The sequence below is a fragment of the Metapseudomonas otitidis genome (genome assembly GCF_011397855.1).
GTDB lineage: Bacteria > Pseudomonadota > Gammaproteobacteria > Pseudomonadales > Pseudomonadaceae > Metapseudomonas > Metapseudomonas otitidis.
Genome location: NZ_AP022642.1, coordinates 149,771 through 164,033 on the forward strand (window position 1 = coordinate 149,771; position 14,263 = coordinate 164,033).

The 14,263-nt window shown below is 66.1% G+C and carries 17 protein-coding genes; 7 read left to right on the plus strand and 10 right to left on the minus strand.

The genetic code is table 11. The annotated features are described in order from the left end of the window. Positions 1 to 174 precede the first annotated feature (174 nt). The 3 genes from PotMrB4_RS00730 (at position 175) to PotMrB4_RS00740 (ending at position 2,539) form a co-directional block, all read left to right on the plus strand. A complete protein-coding gene (locus PotMrB4_RS00730) occupies positions 175 to 1,032 on the plus strand; it encodes an NAD-dependent epimerase/dehydratase family protein (protein WP_172432264.1) in 858 nt (285 codons plus the stop codon). 1 nt (position 1,033) lies between these two features. Next, positions 1,034 to 1,834, plus strand: a complete 801-nt coding sequence (locus PotMrB4_RS00735) for a helix-turn-helix transcriptional regulator (protein ID WP_172432265.1) — start codon at positions 1,034 to 1,036, stop codon at positions 1,832 to 1,834. A gap of 84 nt (positions 1,835 to 1,918) precedes the next feature. Then, entirely contained in the window at positions 1,919 to 2,539 is a 621-nt protein-coding gene (locus PotMrB4_RS00740) for a LysE family translocator (protein WP_044400653.1), read from the plus strand. Positions 2,540 to 2,552: 13 nt separating this feature from the next. Here the strand turns inward: PotMrB4_RS00740 and PotMrB4_RS00745 are convergent, their stop codons facing one another. The 6 genes from PotMrB4_RS00745 to PotMrB4_RS00770 all read right to left on the minus strand — a co-directional run bounded on the left by PotMrB4_RS00745 (position 2,553) and on the right by PotMrB4_RS00770 (position 7,913). Next, positions 2,553 to 3,290: a putative periplasmic lipoprotein gene (locus tag PotMrB4_RS00745; RefSeq protein ID WP_172432266.1), complete on the minus strand. Its 738-nt coding sequence runs from the start codon at positions 3,288 to 3,290 to the stop codon at positions 2,553 to 2,555. Between the two features lie 60 nt (positions 3,291 to 3,350). Continuing rightward, positions 3,351 to 3,731, minus strand: coding sequence for a RidA family protein (locus PotMrB4_RS00750; protein ID WP_044400660.1), 381 nt, complete (start codon positions 3,729 to 3,731; stop codon positions 3,351 to 3,353). Between the two features lie 120 nt (positions 3,732 to 3,851). Then, positions 3,852 to 5,960, minus strand: a complete 2,109-nt coding sequence (gene spoT / locus PotMrB4_RS00755; protein WP_044400662.1) for a bifunctional GTP diphosphokinase/guanosine-3',5'-bis pyrophosphate 3'-pyrophosphohydrolase — start codon at positions 5,958 to 5,960, stop codon at positions 3,852 to 3,854. Between the two features lie 61 nt (positions 5,961 to 6,021). Continuing rightward, a complete protein-coding gene (gene rpoZ / locus PotMrB4_RS00760; RefSeq protein ID WP_044400664.1) occupies positions 6,022 to 6,285 on the minus strand; it encodes a DNA-directed RNA polymerase subunit omega in 264 nt (87 codons plus the stop codon). A gap of 132 nt (positions 6,286 to 6,417) precedes the next feature. Continuing rightward, positions 6,418 to 7,038, minus strand: coding sequence for a guanylate kinase (gene gmk / locus PotMrB4_RS00765; RefSeq protein ID WP_044400666.1), 621 nt, complete (start codon positions 7,036 to 7,038; stop codon positions 6,418 to 6,420). A gap of 11 nt (positions 7,039 to 7,049) precedes the next feature. Continuing rightward, positions 7,050 to 7,913 carry a YicC/YloC family endoribonuclease gene (locus PotMrB4_RS00770; RefSeq protein WP_044400669.1) on the minus strand — a complete coding sequence of 288 codons (864 nt, stop codon included), beginning with the start codon at positions 7,911 to 7,913 and terminating at the stop codon, positions 7,050 to 7,052. A gap of 131 nt (positions 7,914 to 8,044) precedes the next feature. Here PotMrB4_RS00770 and rph point away from each other — a divergent pair, with 131 nt between their 5' ends. Continuing rightward, a complete protein-coding gene (rph, locus tag PotMrB4_RS00775; RefSeq protein WP_172432267.1) occupies positions 8,045 to 8,764 on the plus strand; it encodes a ribonuclease PH in 720 nt (239 codons plus the stop codon). Between the two features lie 29 nt (positions 8,765 to 8,793). Continuing rightward, positions 8,794 to 9,159, plus strand: a complete 366-nt coding sequence (locus PotMrB4_RS00780; protein WP_044400674.1) for a DUF4870 domain-containing protein — start codon at positions 8,794 to 8,796, stop codon at positions 9,157 to 9,159. A gap of 54 nt (positions 9,160 to 9,213) precedes the next feature. Here PotMrB4_RS00780 and PotMrB4_RS00785 read toward each other — a convergent pair whose 3' ends face one another. After that, entirely contained in the window at positions 9,214 to 9,993 is a 780-nt protein-coding gene (locus tag PotMrB4_RS00785) for an exodeoxyribonuclease III (protein WP_044400676.1), read from the minus strand. Positions 9,994 to 10,077: 84 nt separating this feature from the next. On the opposite strand from PotMrB4_RS00785, the gene pyrE reads away from it, so the two are divergent. Together pyrE and PotMrB4_RS00795 are read left to right on the plus strand one after the other, a co-directional pair. After that, positions 10,078 to 10,719 (plus strand): orotate phosphoribosyltransferase, encoded by a 642-nt coding sequence (pyrE, locus tag PotMrB4_RS00790; protein ID WP_044400679.1) that lies wholly within the window; start codon positions 10,078 to 10,080, stop codon positions 10,717 to 10,719. Between the two features lie 26 nt (positions 10,720 to 10,745). Continuing rightward, a complete protein-coding gene (locus tag PotMrB4_RS00795) occupies positions 10,746 to 11,330 on the plus strand; it encodes a DUF4124 domain-containing protein (RefSeq protein WP_044400682.1) in 585 nt (194 codons plus the stop codon). Between the two features lies 1 nt (position 11,331). Here the strand turns inward: PotMrB4_RS00795 and PotMrB4_RS00800 are convergent, their stop codons facing one another. The 3 genes from PotMrB4_RS00800 to algC form a co-directional block, all read right to left on the minus strand. Further along, positions 11,332 to 11,778, minus strand: a complete 447-nt coding sequence (locus tag PotMrB4_RS00800) for an acyl-CoA thioesterase (RefSeq protein ID WP_172432268.1) — start codon at positions 11,776 to 11,778, stop codon at positions 11,332 to 11,334. 108 nt (positions 11,779 to 11,886) lie between these two features. Continuing rightward, positions 11,887 to 12,792, minus strand: a complete 906-nt coding sequence (argB, locus tag PotMrB4_RS00805) for an acetylglutamate kinase (protein WP_044400686.1) — start codon at positions 12,790 to 12,792, stop codon at positions 11,887 to 11,889. Positions 12,793 to 12,807: 15 nt separating this feature from the next. Beyond that, complete coding sequence (gene algC / locus PotMrB4_RS28085) at positions 12,808 to 14,202, minus strand: phosphomannomutase/phosphoglucomutase (RefSeq protein ID WP_197939519.1); 1,395 nt, start codon at positions 14,200 to 14,202, stop codon at positions 12,808 to 12,810. Positions 14,203 to 14,263 lie beyond the last annotated feature (61 nt).

Consider the following 14,263-nt stretch of genomic DNA (forward strand, 5'->3'; position numbering starts at 1 on the left):
CGGTTTCGCCCGCCGTTGAGGAGCTGTCGCGGACAAAGGTGGAGCATTATTGCAAGTAATTCTTGTTTGTAAAAGTGATAATGTAACCCCTCCGCCGCGATCCGGACGGACGTACGCGATTTCGCATCACCCCGCCCCAGCCCTTATTCTCAGCACTTTTACGGAGACGCTCCCATGTCCGAATCCCCGCGTTTGCTCATTGCCGGCTGTGGCGATGTAGGCAGCCGACTGGCCCTGAGGATGTTGGCCGAAGGCTGGCGGGTCCATGGCCTGCGGCGAAATGTCTCGGCGCTGCCGGCGGGCGTGTTGCCCATCGCGGGTGACCTGGAGCGTGCCGAGCGGCCGGTTGACTGGCCGACGGACGCGCTCGATGCGGTGGTGTTCTGCGTGGCGGCGAGCCGCCATGACGAGGAAGGCTACCGCTCGGCCTACGTCGAGGGCCTGCGCCACGTGCTGGCCTGGTTGCGCGAGAGCGGGCAGCAGCCCCGGCGCCTGCTGTTCGTCTCCAGCAGCGGCGTCTACGGGCAGCGCGATGGCGAGTGGATCGACGAAGACGCCCCCGCCGAGGCGGATGGCTATTCGGGTCGCGTCATGCGCGAGGCCGAGCAGCTGGCGCTGGACAGCGGCCTGCCGGCCACTCTGGTGCGCCTGACCGGGCTCTACGGGCCGGGCCGCGAGTGGCTGCTGAACCAGGTGCGCATGGGTTACCGGGTGGCGAGCGAGCCGCCGCTCTACGGCAACCGCATTCATGTGGACGATGCCGCCGGCCTGCTGGCCCACCTGCTGCGTGTTGAACAGGCCGGGACGCCGCTGGCGCCCTGCTACCTGGGCGTGGACGATGCGCCAGCACCGCTTGATGAGGTGGTGGCCTGGCTGCGCGAGCGCCTGGGGGTGACGCACTGGTCGGAGTCCTCCACCGTGCGTCGGGCCGGCAGCAAGCGCTGCAGCAATGCCCGGGCCCGGGCGTTGGGTTGGGAGCCGCAGTACCCTAGCTTCCGCGAGGGCTACGCGGCGATCCTCAAGGACGCCTGAGGTGGATGCCAACCGGCTGCTGGCCAAGGCCTGGCTGCCTGGGGTCGAGCTGTTCCATGCCGACTTCTCCGGCCAGCCCTTTGGCCGTCACAGCCACGATGCCTTCGCCATCGGTGCCATCCTGCATGGCGTAGGCGGCTACCAGTGCCGGGGTGCACGGCATGCCCTGCCCGTCGGCACCCTGTCGCTGATGAACCCGGAGGAGCCTCACACGGGACACGCCGAGTCGCCTCGGCTGGTGTACCGGATGCTCTACGTGGAAGAAGCCCGTCTGCCGGCCCTGCTCGGGCGCAAGGCCCTGCCACGGGGGTTTGGCGCGCTCAACCCGGGCGATGACGGTGCCGTGGCCCAGGCCTTGGCACGCCTGGCCGGGGAGTTCGAGCGAGGCGACGCACTGGCGTTGGAAAGCGAGCTGCTGGAGCTGCTGGAGCTGGTGTTCGTGCGTCATGGGGGGCTGCGCCCCACGGGCAGCGGTGCGCGCGACGGCGGGGTGACCGCCCAGTTGCGCGATTACCTGGAGTCGCACTACCGCGAGGCAGTGAGCCTGGAGCACCTGGCCAGCCTGCTGCAACGCCATCCACGCCACCTGATCGAGGCGTTCCGTCGTGCCTACGGAGTGCCGCCCCACACCTATCAGCTGCAGCGCCGGGTGCGTGAGGCCAAGCAGCGGCTGCTGGCAGGCGAACCCTTGGCAAGTCTGGCGCTGGAGCTGGGGTTCTACGACCAGGCGCACTTCTCCAGCACCTTCCGCCGTTTCACCGGGGTGACGCCTGGCCGTTTCCGCCGTGAGGCGCTGCGCTGACGGGCGCCCTGCCCGACCCGACTTTCTTCCAATACGCGAGCCTTGGGCCCTGGTGAGACTCCACCGCCTTGCCGTGGAGGTCATATGCTCGCTCTGTTCCTGCTGGTCGCCAGCACCCACTTCGCTGCCCTGTTGTCACCCGGTCCGGATTTCTTCCTGTTGTTGCGCGCGGGACTCACCCGTGGGCGCCTGCACGCCGCCGGCTGTGCCTGGGGCATCGCGTTGGCGAACCTGGCGAGCATGCTGCTGGTATTGCTGGCACTGAGCCTGCTGCCTGCGGAGGGCGGCTGGGTGTGGCGCGCCCTGCAACTGCTGGGTGGAGGCTACTTCCTGTGGCTGGGCGCTCAGGCCTTGATGGCGCGGCGCCGGCTCGACCTGCCCGAAGCCAGCGCGGATGCGGGTCTTGGCTCCTGGCGAAGGGGTGTGCTGGAAGGGTTGCTGGCCAGCAGCGTCAATCCGAAGTTGCCGATCTTCTATGCCGGGCTGTTCGGGGTGCTGCGCTCGGCGCAGATGCCCGACTGGGGGCTGGCCCTGTGCATGGCCTGGATGACCCTGGTGGTGCTGGGCTGGGATCTGGGGCTGGTGCGCCTGGTGTCACACCGCCGTTGGCAGGCCTGGCTGCAACGGCGGGTGGTGGTGCTGGATCGGCTGTGTGGCGGGCTGCTGGCGTTGCTGGGGGGCTGGCTGGTGGTCGGGGCTTTCTAGCCGCTGCCGGGCTTTACTGGCGCTCCAGCACCCAGGCGCGCTTGCCGGGGTAGTACTCGGGCATCTCGTCGATCTGGGCACGATTGCCGGTCTCGAGAATTTCCAGACGGTTGCCGTCGTGGACGAAGATCCAGGGCGCGCCCTGGTCGCCGAGTTGCAGCCACATGCTGTCGTTCTCGCCGCTCATGGCGGCGCAGTCGCCGGCCAGGCAGAGGGCGAAGCGGTCGGCGCCGGGCAGCCCTTCCAGGCGGCCGTCGGGGTGGAACAGCACCAGGCCGCCCTGCCCCGTGCCTTCGAGGATCTTCCAGGTGCCGCCGAGGTAGGTCTTGTAGAGGGCGTATTCGAAGCTGCTGCCTTCCGGTGCGCCGTCGGCGGCGGGTTCGGCCGGGCGTACGAAGTGCTGTTCGGGGAAGTTCTCGCTGGCTTCCTGGATCAGCTGGCGCCCCTTGAGGGTCAGGTGCTCGTGGTAGTCGTCGCCGTAGAAGTCCACCTGCCAGCGGCCCTTGCCCTGGGGTACCAGGCGGCCCTCGCCCAGTTCGAAGCCGTTGCTGTAGTTGGCGGTCCCGGCGTGGGTGTCGAGGCTCCACTCCAGGTTGGGGCCGTAGGCGAGCAGGGCCTCGCGCAACTTGCCTTCACGGGCGGCTTCGTCGATGGCGGTCTGGTTGATCCAGACGCCGCTGGGGTCGCTGGGCGTGCCGGCACAACCGGCCAGCAGGGCGGCGCAGATGAGGGGGATGAGGGCTTGGCGCATGGCAGGGTTCCTTCCTTTGGCCGGGTGCAGCGGGCAAGGTGCCCGCTGCGGCCATCGGGTTTACTCGAGGACCAGGATGGCGTCCATCTCGACCTGAGAGCCACGGGGCAGTGCGGCCACGCCGATGGCGGCGCGGGCCGGATAGGGCTGCTCGAAGTAGCGGCCCATCACTTCGTTGACCTTGGCGAAGTGGGACAGGTCGGTGAGGAAGATGTTGAGTTTGACGATGTCCTTGAAGGACCCACCGGCGGCTTCGGCGACGGCCTTCAGATTCTCGAACACCTGGACGGTCTGGGCTTCGAAGCCTTCCACCAGCTCCATGGTCTTGGGATCGAGGGGAATCTGCCCGGACATGTAGACGGTGTTGCCGGCCTTGATCGCCTGGGAGTAGGTGCCGATGGCGGCGGGAGCCTTGTCGCTGTTGATCACGGTCTTGCTCATGGAAACTCCTTGTACAGGTGAAAGCACCCCGGGCTGTGCCCGGATGGGCGCGGTTGGAGACGGGCCTGGCCATGGGCGGGTGTGCCCGGGCGGCCTCGCCTCCGTGGGTTCAGCGGGCCGTCAGGCGCGCACCCGGGTGATGCGGATCACCCCCTTGAGGGCTCGCAGTTTCTTGATGACCCGGGCCAGGTGCACGCGGTCGTGCACGCTGATCACCAGCTGGACGACGCTGATGCGGCCATCGCGCTCGTCCATGCCGATCTTCTCGATGTTGCCGTCGGCGGCGTTGACGCTGCTGGCCAGCAGGGCGATCAGGCCGCGCTGGTGCTCCAGCTCGACGCGCAGCTCGACGTTGAATTCGCCGGTGACGTCCTTGGCCCAGGAGAGTTGCACGCACTTCTCCGGGTTGTGGCGGATGTCGCCGATGTTCTTGCAGCTTTCCAGGTGCACCACCATGCCGCGGCCGGCGGAGAGGTGGCCGACGATGGGGTCGCCGGGGATCGGTGTGCAGCACTTGGCGTAGCTGAGCACCAGGCCTTCGGTGCCACGGATCGCCAGCGGGCCCTCGGGGCTGGGCAGCTGTTCGCCATCGCTGGCCAGCAGGCGGCGGGCCACGACGTAGGCCATGCGGTTGCCGAGGCCGATGTCTTCCAGCAGGTCTTCCAGCACTTCCAGGCGGTATTCGCCAAGGACGGCCTGGATGCGCTCGGGGGTGATCTTGTCGAGGCTGCTTTCGAAGCCGGCCAGCACCTTGTTCAGCAGGCGTTCGCCGAGGTTGATGGACTCGGAGCGGCGCTGCAGCTTGAGGGCGTGGCGGATGTGGGTGCGGGCCTTGCCGGTGACCACGAAGTTGAGCCAGGCCGGGTTGGGCCGTGCGCCGGGGGCGGTGACGATCTCCACCGTCTCGCCGCTCTGCAGCGGCTCGGACAGCGGCGCCAGGCGACGGTTGATGCGGCAGGCGATGCAGGTGTTGCCGACGTCGGTGTGGACCGCGTAGGCGAAGTCGACTGCGGTGGAGCCCTTGGGCAGCTCCATGATGCGGCCCTTGGGCGTGAAGACGTAGACCTCGTCGGGGAACAGGTCGATCTTCACGCTCTCGATGAATTCGAGGGAGTTGCCGGCACGTTGCTGCAGTTCCAGCACGCCCTTGACCCATTGGCGCGCGCGGGCGTGGGTGCCTTTGGGCTGGTCGTCCTCGGCGGACTTGTACAGCCAGTGGGCGGCGATGCCGTTGTTGGCCATCTCTTCCATTTCGCGGGTGCGGATCTGGATTTCGATGGGCACGCCGTGCATGCCGAACAGGGTGGTGTGCAGGGACTGGTAGCCATTGGCCTTGGGAATGGCGATGTAGTCCTTGAAGCGACCGGGCAGCGGTTTGTACAGGTTGTGCACGGCGCCGAGCACGCGGTAGCAGGTGTCCACCTTGTCGACGATGATGCGGAAGGCGTAGACGTCCATGATCTCGTTGAACGCCCGGCGCTTGCCGCGCATCTTTTTGTAGATGCTGTAGAGGTGCTTCTCGCGGCCGATCACCTCGCCTTCCATGCCTTCGCGGGCGAGGCAGTGGGTGAGGGATTCCTCGATCTTGGCGACAATTTCCTTGCGGTTGCCCCGGGCCCGGCGGACGGCGGCACGGATGCGCTCGGAGCGCATGGGGTGCATGGCCTTGAAGCCGAGGTCCTCGAATTCCACGCGCATGCTGTGCATGCCCAGCCGGTTGGCGATGGGGGCGTAGATTTCCAGGGTTTCCTTGGCGATGCGCCGGCGCTTTTCGCCGGAGAGCACTTCCAGGGTGCGCATGTTGTGCAGGCGGTCGGCCAGCTTGACCAGGATCACGCGGATGTCGCGGGCCATGGCCATGGCCATCTTCTGGAAGTTCTCGGCCTGGGCCTCGGCCTTGGACTCGAAGTTCATCTGGGTCAGCTTGCTGACCCCGTCCACCAGCTCGGCCACGGTGTCGCCGAACTGGGCGGTGAGCGCCTCCTTGGCGATGCCGGTGTCCTCGATCACGTCGTGCAGCATGGCGGCCATCAGGCTCTGATGGTCCATGTGCATGTCGGCGAGGATGTTGGCGACGGCCAGGGGGTGGGTGACGTAGGCCTCGCCGCTGCGGCGACGCTGTCCGTCATGGGCCTGTTCGGCGTAGTAGTACGCCCGGCGGACCAGGTTGACCTGGTCCGGGCCGAGATAGGTCGAGAGCCGTTCGGCGAAGGTTTCTATGCCAGGCAAGGCAGTTCTCCTTTCCGGCTATGGCCTCCCTGCGCCGTGCGACGTCGACCGGGCATGGGAATCAGAGCGCCTCGTTGGACTCGTCCTCGAAGGCAGCGAACAGCGGCTCTTCTTCCACGATGTCTTCCTGGGCGATGACTTCGTAATCAACCAGGCCGGCGGCGATCTCACGCAGGGCGACGACGGTGGGCTTGTCGTTTTCCCAGGCTACCTTCGGCTCCTTGCCGCCGGTGGCCAGCTGACGGGAACGCTTGGTCGCGAGCATGACCAGCTCGAAGCGGTTATCGACGTTTTCCAGGCAGTCTTCAACGGTAACGCGGGCCATGGTGTTCCTCGTAGCACAGAGTGGGATGGCGATGGCTTTGCCCGGAACGGGCGGAGCGGACTGGATAGTCTAAAAAATCACCAGCATTAAGGGAAGCGCTGAATGCTCAGCGCTTCCCGGTGGTCATGCTGATCAGGCCAGCAGACGGGCGAGAAGCGCGCCGTGGGTGATCTGCTGGCTGGCCTGGGCGAGGCGCTGGCTGCGGAAGATCGCGCGCAGATCTTCCAGGGCGACGGCGAAGTCGTCGTTGATCACCAGGTAGTCGTATTCGACGTAGTGGCTCATCTCGCTGACGGCTTCGCGCATGCGGCGCTCGATGATCTCGGCGCTGTCCTGCCCGCGGTTGTCCAGGCGCTGGCGCAGGGCTTCCTGGCTCGGCGGCAGGATGAAGATGGACTTGGCCTGGGGCATCAGGTGGCGAACCTGCTGGGCACCCTGCCAGTCGATCTCGAGGATCAGGTCGTGGCCTTCGGCGAGTGCCTGCAGCAGCCAGCGCTGGGAGGTGCCGTAGAGGTTGCCGAAGACTTCGGCGTGCTCGATGAAGTCGCCGTGCTCGAGCATGTGCACGAAGGCTTCGCGGCTGACGAAGTGGTAGTTCACGCCATCGACCTCGCCGGGGCGCATGCCGCGGGTGGTGTGGGAGACCGAGACGCGGATGCGCGGGTCGGTGTCCACCAGGGCCTTGACCAGGCTGGTCTTGCCGGCGCCGGAGGGGGCCGAGACGATGTACAGGGTGCCGGGGGTGACGGTCATGGATGGGTCTCTTACTCGATGTTCTGCACTTGTTCGCGCATCTGTTCGATCAACACCTTGAGGTTGACCGCTGCCTGGGTGGAGCGTGGGTCGAAGGCCTTGGAGCCGAGGGTGTTGGCTTCGCGGTTGAGTTCCTGCATGAGGAAGTCGAGGCGGCGGCCGGCGGCGCCACCGGCCTTGAGTACGCGGCGTACTTCGGTGATGTGGGTGCCGAGGCGGTCCAGCTCCTCGGCCACGTCGCTCTTCTGCGCCAGCAGCACCAGCTCCTGCTCCAGGCGCTGGGGGTCGAGCTCGGCCTTCATCTCGGCGAAACGGTCGAGGATCTTCTGCCGCTGCAGGCCGAGCATCTGCGGTACCAGTTCTCGCAGGGCGACGACTTCCTCCTGCATGGCGTCGAGCCGCTCGTTGAGCAGGCGGGCCAGGTCGGCACCTTCACGGGCGCGGCCGGTCTTGAGTTCTTCCAGGGCCTTGCCGAAGGCCTCCAGGGCCGCGGCGTTCAGGGCCTGGGGGTCGGCGGCGTCGGCCACCAGCACGCCAGGCCAGGCGAGAATCTCCAGCGGGTTGAGCGGCGCCGGCTGGCTGACCAGGGCGGCCACGGCTTCGGCGGCGGCCACCACCTGGGCGGCTCGCTCGCTGTCGACCTGCAGGGGCTTGCCAGCCTCGGCTTCGGCGAAGCGCAGGGTGCATTCGACCTTGCCTCGGGACAGGCCCTGGCGCAGCGCTTCGCGCACGGCCCCCTCCAAGTCGCGGAAGGCTTCTGGCAGGCGCAGGTGGGGTTCGAGGTAGCGGTGGTTGACCGAGCGTAGTTCCCAGCTCAGGGTGCCGTGGGTACCGGCCTGCTCGACGCGGGCGAAGGCGGTCATGCTGTGCACCATGGGGAGTCCTCTCGGTATGGGTAAGGGCGGCGATTGTAGCCGACTCCGTGGCCCCTCCCAACGCGATGATGTCCCGGGGGCGGAGGCCCCTCTATAATGGCCGGGATTTTCCCTCCGACAGGTATTCCCAGATGAAACGTCCCAGTGGCCGCGCAGCTGAACAGCTGCGTTCGATCCGCATCACCCGCAACTACACCAAGCACGCCGAAGGCTCGGTGCTGGTCGAATTCGGGGATACCAAGGTGATCTGCACCGCCAGCGTCGAGGCCGGCGTGCCGCGCTTCCTCAAGGGCCAGGGCCAGGGTTGGCTGACTGCCGAGTACGGCATGCTGCCCCGCTCCACCGGTGAGCGTAACCAGCGCGAGGCGAGCCGTGGCAAGCAGGGTGGTCGTACCCTGGAGATCCAGCGCCTGATCGGCCGCTCCCTGCGTGCCGCGCTGGACATGAGCAAGCTGGGCGAGAACACCATCTACCTGGACTGCGACGTAATCCAGGCCGACGGCGGCACCCGCACGGCCTCGATCACCGGTGCCATGGTGGCCCTGGTGGATGCGCTGAAAGTGCTGAAGAAGCGCGGTGCCCTGAAGGGCGAGCCGCTCAAGCAGATGATCGCTGCCGTCTCTGTCGGCGTTTACCAGGGCGAGCCGGTGCTGGACCTCGATTACCTTGAGGACTCGGCGGCCGAGACCGACCTTAACGTGGTCATGACCGACGGTGGTGGCTTCATCGAAATCCAGGGCACCGCCGAGGGCGAGCCCTTCCAGCCCGAGCAGCTCAATGCCATGCTGGCCCTCGCCCGCCAGGGCATGGACGAACTGTTCCGGATCCAGAAGGCCGCTCTGGCCGACTGACCCGGCCCATCACGACGAGGACGCACCCCATGAATGAGCCCACCCCCGTACAGCAACCGAACCAGGACGTCAGGCAGTGGGCGATGTTCTGCCATTTCGCTGCGTTCCTCGGTGCGGTCTTTCCCTTTGGAAACCTGCTGGGGCCGCTGATCCTCTGGCAGATGAAGAAGGACGTGGACCCCTTCATCGATGCCCAGGGCAAGGAAGCGCTGAACTTCCAGATCACCGTAAGCCTGGCGGGGCTGCTGTGCATCCTGCTGATGTTCGTGGTGATCGGCGTCTTCCTGCTGCCCCTGCTGGGCATTGCCGCGCTGGTGCTGACCATCATCGGAGGCATCAAGGCCAACGAGGGCAAGGACTACCGCTACCCCTTCGCCTGGCGGCCATTGAAGTAGCGCATGCACGAACGAAAAAGCCGGCGAATGCCGGCTTTTTTATGGGCGCTGCACTCAGATGCTCAGCAGCCAGTCGTAGTCGACGATCAGCGGAGCGTGCTGGGAGAAGCGCGGCTGGCGAGGCAGGCGGGCACTGCGCACGGTGCGACGCATGCCGGGCGTGAGGATGTGGTAGTCGAAGCGCCAGCCGAGGTTGAGCATCTCGGCCTGCTCGCTGTCCGGCCACCAACTGTACTGGTCGCCTTCGCGGCTGACTTCGCGCAGGGCATCCACATAACCCATGTTGCCGAACACTTCGTCCATCCATGCGCGCTCGGGCGCCAGGAAGCCGGGGAGCTGCTGGCAGTCGCGCCAGTTCTTCACATCCAGCTTCTGGTGGGCGAGGTAGAGCGATGAGCAATAGATGTACTCGCGACGCTTGCGGCGCTGCTTGTTCAGGTAGTGCGCCAGGTCTTCCATGAACTTGAACTTGTGGTTCAGGTTCTCATCGCCACCCTGGCCCGAAGGCAACAGCAGGGAGGCGATGCTCACTTTGTCGAAATCCGCCTGCAGGTAGCGCCCATAACGATCGCAGGACTCGAAACCGAGTCCCCAGATCACTGCCTTGGGTTGCAAGCGCGAATAAAGCGCCACGCCGCCTTGGCTTGGCACTTCAGCATCGCTGGCATAGAGGAAATAGCCATCCAGTTGGAAGGCCGGGTCGTCCAGGTCATAGGCAGAGGCACGGGTGTCTTGCAGGCAGATCACGTCGGCATTCTGTGCTTGCAGCCAGCTGAGGAGTCCTCGCTCGGCTGCAGCATGAATACCATTCACGTTCACACTGATGATCCGCATAAATGGCCCCCAAAAACTCGTGCGTGTATGATACCCGAGCTCTTTCTATTTAGCTAAATCCGTGCCGTCCGGGGCTTTTTCACCATGCAGGCGTATCAGCGCGACTTCATTCGCTTTGCCATCGAACGCGGTGTACTGCGTTTTGGCGAATTCACCCTCAAGTCCGGGCGCACCAGCCCCTATTTCTTCAACGCCGGCCTGTTCAACAGCGGCCTCGCGCTGGCTCGCCTGGGGCGCTACTACGCGTCGGCGATCGTCGACAGCGGGCTCTCCTTCGACGTCCTGTTCGGCCCTGCCTACAAGGGCATCCCGCTGGCGGCTTCCACCGCCGTGGCGCTGGCCGAGCACCATGACCGCGACCTGCCCTGGTGCTTCAACCGCAAGGAAGCCAAGGACCACGGCGAGGGCGGCACCCTGGTGGGCGCACCGCTGGCCGGGCGTGTGCTGATCATCGACGACGTGATCACCGCCGGTACCGCGATCCGCGAGGTGATGCAGATCATCCAGGGCCAGCAGGCCCAGGCCGCTGGCGTGCTGATCGCCCTCAACCGCCAGGAGCGTGGCAAGGGCGAGCTGTCGGCGATCCAGGAAGTGGAGCGTGACTTCGGCATGCCGGTGGTGAGCATCGTGTCCCTGGAGCAGGTGCTGGAATATCTGGCCGGGGATGCTGAACTGAAGTCGTACCTGCCTGCGGTGGAGCGTTACCGCGCAGACTACGGAATCTGACTCTCCAGCGACCACAGGGTGTGCCGATGCTGAAGCCGGGTGCGATCCGACTTGCCTTGATTCTGGGTGCGATGGCACCGCTGGCCGCCCAGGCCGAGCTGTACCGTTACACCAATGAAAAGGGTGTCACCGTACTGGACCGCCTCGGCGTTCCGCCGCAGTTCATCGACAAGGGCTACGAGGTCCTCAACGACCAGGGCCGTGTGGTGAAGACCGTGCCGCCGGCGCCCACCCTCGAGGAACGCCAGCGCATGCAGGCCGACAAGGCCCGTGCTGGCTCCGATGCCCAGCTGCTGCGGCTCTACACCAGCGTCGAGGACGTCGACCGCGCGCTCCAGCGCAAGCTCTCCGAGCTGGACGGGTTGATCACCGTGGCCAAGGGTAACCAGCAGTCCCTGCGTACCCAGCAGGCCAACCTGCAGGCCCAGGCCGCCGACAACGAGCGTGCCGGGCGCCAGGTGCCCGAGGCGCTGGTGGCCCAGATCGACAACGTGCGCAGCGAATACAAGCGCCTCGACGACGACATTGCCCGCTACCAGGACGAGCGCAAGAAAGCCCAGGCGACCTTCGCCGCCGACCGCGCCCGCCTCGCCGAGCTGTTGAACCGCTGAGTCACTCCTCGGCAGCGCAGCGCTCGAAGCCCCTCACCTTTTCCCTCAGCCAGGCTGGCAAGGGCCGGCTCGTCCGCGTCGTTGCATCGGCGTGCACGTACACGATCTCCCCGCTGGTCAACGCCTCCTCGCCTCCCCAGATGCCCAGCGCAAACGTCAGGCTCGAGCCGCCCAATCGGCGTGTCCGGATGCCCAGGGTGAGCGTGTCGTCGAAGCGGGCCGGCGACAGGTGCTCCAGCAGGGTACGCACGGCGAAGAAGTCCCCGCCGTCGGCGATCAGGTCCTGTGGATAACGCACGCCCAGCGCGCGGAAGTACTCGGTGATGGCGACATCGGCGTAGGTCAGGTAGTGGCCGTTGAAGACGATCCCCTGAGGATCGACCTCGGCCCAGCGTACGCGCAGCGGGTGAAGGAAGGTGAAGGCGTTCCGGTCGGGTGGTGCGGGCATGGCACGGCTCCTGATGAGGATGTGCCGAGCATTCCCGTCGGGGTGGAGGGATGCAAGCCGGATCGGGGAAATGAATAAGCCGGATCGCTCCGGCTTATTCGGGGGGGCTCAGGCGCGGCGGCGGTTGCTGATCAGGGTGCCGACGCCACTGTCGGTGAAGATCTCCAGCAGCACGGCGTTGGGCACACGCCCGTCGATGATGTGCGCGCTGGTGACGCCACCCTGCACTGCATCGAGGGCGCAGCGGATCTTTGGCAGCATGCCGCCGTAGATGGTGCCGTCGGCGATCAGCTCGTTGACCTGCTCGGTGGTCAGGCCGGTGAGCACCTTGCCTTCCTTATCCATCAGGCCGGCGATGTTGGTCAGCAGCATCAGCTTCTCGGCCTTGAGAGCCTCGGCCACCTTGCCCGCTACCAGGTCGGCGTTGATGTTGTAGGACTCGCCGTCCTGGCCGACGCCGATGGGGGCGATGACCGGGATGAAGTTGCCCTTCACCAGCATGTTCAGCAGCTCGGTGTTCACGCTGGTCACTTCGCCCACATGGCCGATGTCGATGATCTCCGGCTGGGTCATCTCCGGGGTCTTGCGGGAGACGGTGAGCTTCTTCGCACGGATCAGCTCCGCGTCCTTGCCGGTCAGGCCGATGGCGCTGCCGCCGTGGCGGTTGATCAGATTGACGATGTCCTTGTTCACCTGGCCGCCGAGCACCATCTCCACCACGTCCATGGTCTGCGCGTCGGTGACGCGCATGCCGTCGATGAAGTGGCTCTCGATGGACAGGCGCTTGAGCAGGTCGCCGATCTGCGGGCCGCCGCCATGCACGACCACCGGGTTGATGCCCACGGCCTTCATCAGGACCATGTCGCGGGCGAACCCGGCTTTCAGCTCGTCGCTTTCCATGGCGTTGCCGCCGTATTTCACGACCAGGGTCTTGCCGACGAAGCGGCGGATGTAGGGCAGTGCTTCGGACAGGACCTGGGCGACTTGGGATGCGGCGTCACGGCTGAGGGTCATGCGGGGCTCCGTGGATCAGAACGGCAGGTTGATATCGGGGGCGACGGCGTAGAGCTGGGCGCGGAACACTTCCTTGATGCGCTCCAGTTCCGCCTCGGAGTCGGCCTCGAAGCGCAGCACCAGCACCGGCGTGGTGTTGGAGGCGCGCACCAGGCCCCAGCCCTTGGGATAGTCGACGCGCACGCCGTCCAAGGTGGTGAGGTTGGCATCGCCCCAGGTGCCCTCGCGCTGCAGACGCTCGATCAGGCGGAACTTGCTCTCGTCGGTGACGGTGATGTTGATCTCCGGGGTGGAGATGTCCTTCGGGAAGGCGGTGAACACGTGTTCGGCGTCGCGCTTGTCCTGGCTGAGGATCTCCAGCAGGCGGGCGGCGCTGTAGATGCCGTCGTCGAAGCCGTACCAGCGCTCCTTGAAGAAGATGTGGCCGCTCATCTCACCGGCCAGCAGTGCGCCGGTTTCCTTCATCTTCTTCTTGATCAGCGAGTGGCCGGTCTTCCACATCACCGGACGGCCGCCGTAGCCGCTGATGAGGGAGGTCAGGCGACGGGTGCACTTGACGTCGAAGATGATGTCGGCGCCCGGGTTGCGGGACACCACGTCCTTGGCGAACAGCATCAGCAGGCGGTCGGGGTAGATGATGGTGCCTTCGTTGGTCACTACGCCCACGCGATCGCCGTCGCCGTCGAAGGCCAGGCCCAGGTCGGCGTTCTCTTCCTTCACCTTGGCGATCAGGTCTTCCAGGTTCTCCGGCTTGCCCGGGTCCGGGTGGTGGTTCGGGAAGGTGCCGTCAACGTCGCAGTACAGCGGGATCACGCTGCAGCCCAGGGCCTCGATCAGCTTGGGTGCGATGACGCCGGCCACGCCGTTGCCGCAGTCCACCACCACGCGCATGGACTTGGCGATGGCGATGTCGTCGCGGATCTGCTGGAAGTAGCGGTCGAGGATTTCGACCTGCTGGACGCTGCCCACGCCAGTGGCCAGGTCGTTGTTCTTGATACGGGTGTGCAGGGCGGTGATCTGCTCGTTGGCCAGGGTCTCGCCGGCGACCACGATCTTGAAGCCGTTGTAGTCCGGCGGGTTGTGGCTGCCGGTGAGCATCACGCCGGACTTGCCGTCCAGCACGTTGGCGGCGAAGTACAGCACCGGGGTCGGCACCATGCCGATGTCGGTGACATGGCAGCCGCAGTCCATCAGGCCCTGGATCAGCGCTTGCACCAGCTCGGGGCCGGAGAGGCGGCCGTCGCGGCCGACCGAGACGTTCGGCTCACCACGGGCGAGGCTTTCGGAGCCGATGGCACGGCCTACCCAGTAGGCGGTTTCGGCGGTCAGGGTATCGCCGACCACGCCACGGATGTCGTAGGCGCGGAAAATGCTGGCGGGCAGGTTGGGGGCGGCTTGCGGGGTGCTCATGGCAGGGGTTTGCTCCAATCCCAGGAGGTCCTGGTCTTCGTCGAGAATGTCGATATCGAGG

What these genes read in the sequence shown, in the direction of transcription:
- PotMrB4_RS00785 (WP_044400676.1), bottom strand. Translation starts at nt 9,993, where the DNA reads ATGCGGATCATCAGTGTGAACGTGAATGGTATTCATGCTGCAGCCGAG.
- algC (WP_197939519.1), bottom strand. Translation starts at nt 14,202, where the DNA reads ATGAGCACCCCGCAAGCCGCCCCCAACCTGCCCGCCAGCATTTTCCGC.
- PotMrB4_RS00740 (WP_044400653.1), top strand. Translation starts at nt 1,919, where the DNA reads ATGCTCGCTCTGTTCCTGCTGGTCGCCAGCACCCACTTCGCTGCCCTG.
- PotMrB4_RS00770 (WP_044400669.1), bottom strand. Translation starts at nt 7,913, where the DNA reads ATGGTGCACAGCATGACCGCCTTCGCCCGCGTCGAGCAGGCCGGTACC.
- argB (WP_044400686.1), bottom strand. Translation starts at nt 12,792, where the DNA reads ATGACCCTCAGCCGTGACGCCGCATCCCAAGTCGCCCAGGTCCTGTCC.
- rph (WP_172432267.1), top strand. Translation starts at nt 8,045, where the DNA reads ATGAAACGTCCCAGTGGCCGCGCAGCTGAACAGCTGCGTTCGATCCGC.
- PotMrB4_RS00745 (WP_172432266.1), bottom strand. Translation starts at nt 3,290, where the DNA reads ATGCGCCAAGCCCTCATCCCCCTCATCTGCGCCGCCCTGCTGGCCGGT.
- PotMrB4_RS00780 (WP_044400674.1), top strand. Translation starts at nt 8,794, where the DNA reads ATGAATGAGCCCACCCCCGTACAGCAACCGAACCAGGACGTCAGGCAG.
- PotMrB4_RS00730 (WP_172432264.1), top strand. Translation starts at nt 175, where the DNA reads ATGTCCGAATCCCCGCGTTTGCTCATTGCCGGCTGTGGCGATGTAGGC.
- rpoZ (WP_044400664.1), bottom strand. Translation starts at nt 6,285, where the DNA reads ATGGCCCGCGTTACCGTTGAAGACTGCCTGGAAAACGTCGATAACCGC.
- PotMrB4_RS00795 (WP_044400682.1), top strand. Translation starts at nt 10,746, where the DNA reads ATGCTGAAGCCGGGTGCGATCCGACTTGCCTTGATTCTGGGTGCGATG.
- PotMrB4_RS00800 (WP_172432268.1), bottom strand. Translation starts at nt 11,778, where the DNA reads ATGCCCGCACCACCCGACCGGAACGCCTTCACCTTCCTTCACCCGCTG.
- PotMrB4_RS00750 (WP_044400660.1), bottom strand. Translation starts at nt 3,731, where the DNA reads ATGAGCAAGACCGTGATCAACAGCGACAAGGCTCCCGCCGCCATCGGC.
- gmk (WP_044400666.1), bottom strand. Translation starts at nt 7,038, where the DNA reads ATGACCGTCACCCCCGGCACCCTGTACATCGTCTCGGCCCCCTCCGGC.
- pyrE (WP_044400679.1), top strand. Translation starts at nt 10,078, where the DNA reads ATGCAGGCGTATCAGCGCGACTTCATTCGCTTTGCCATCGAACGCGGT.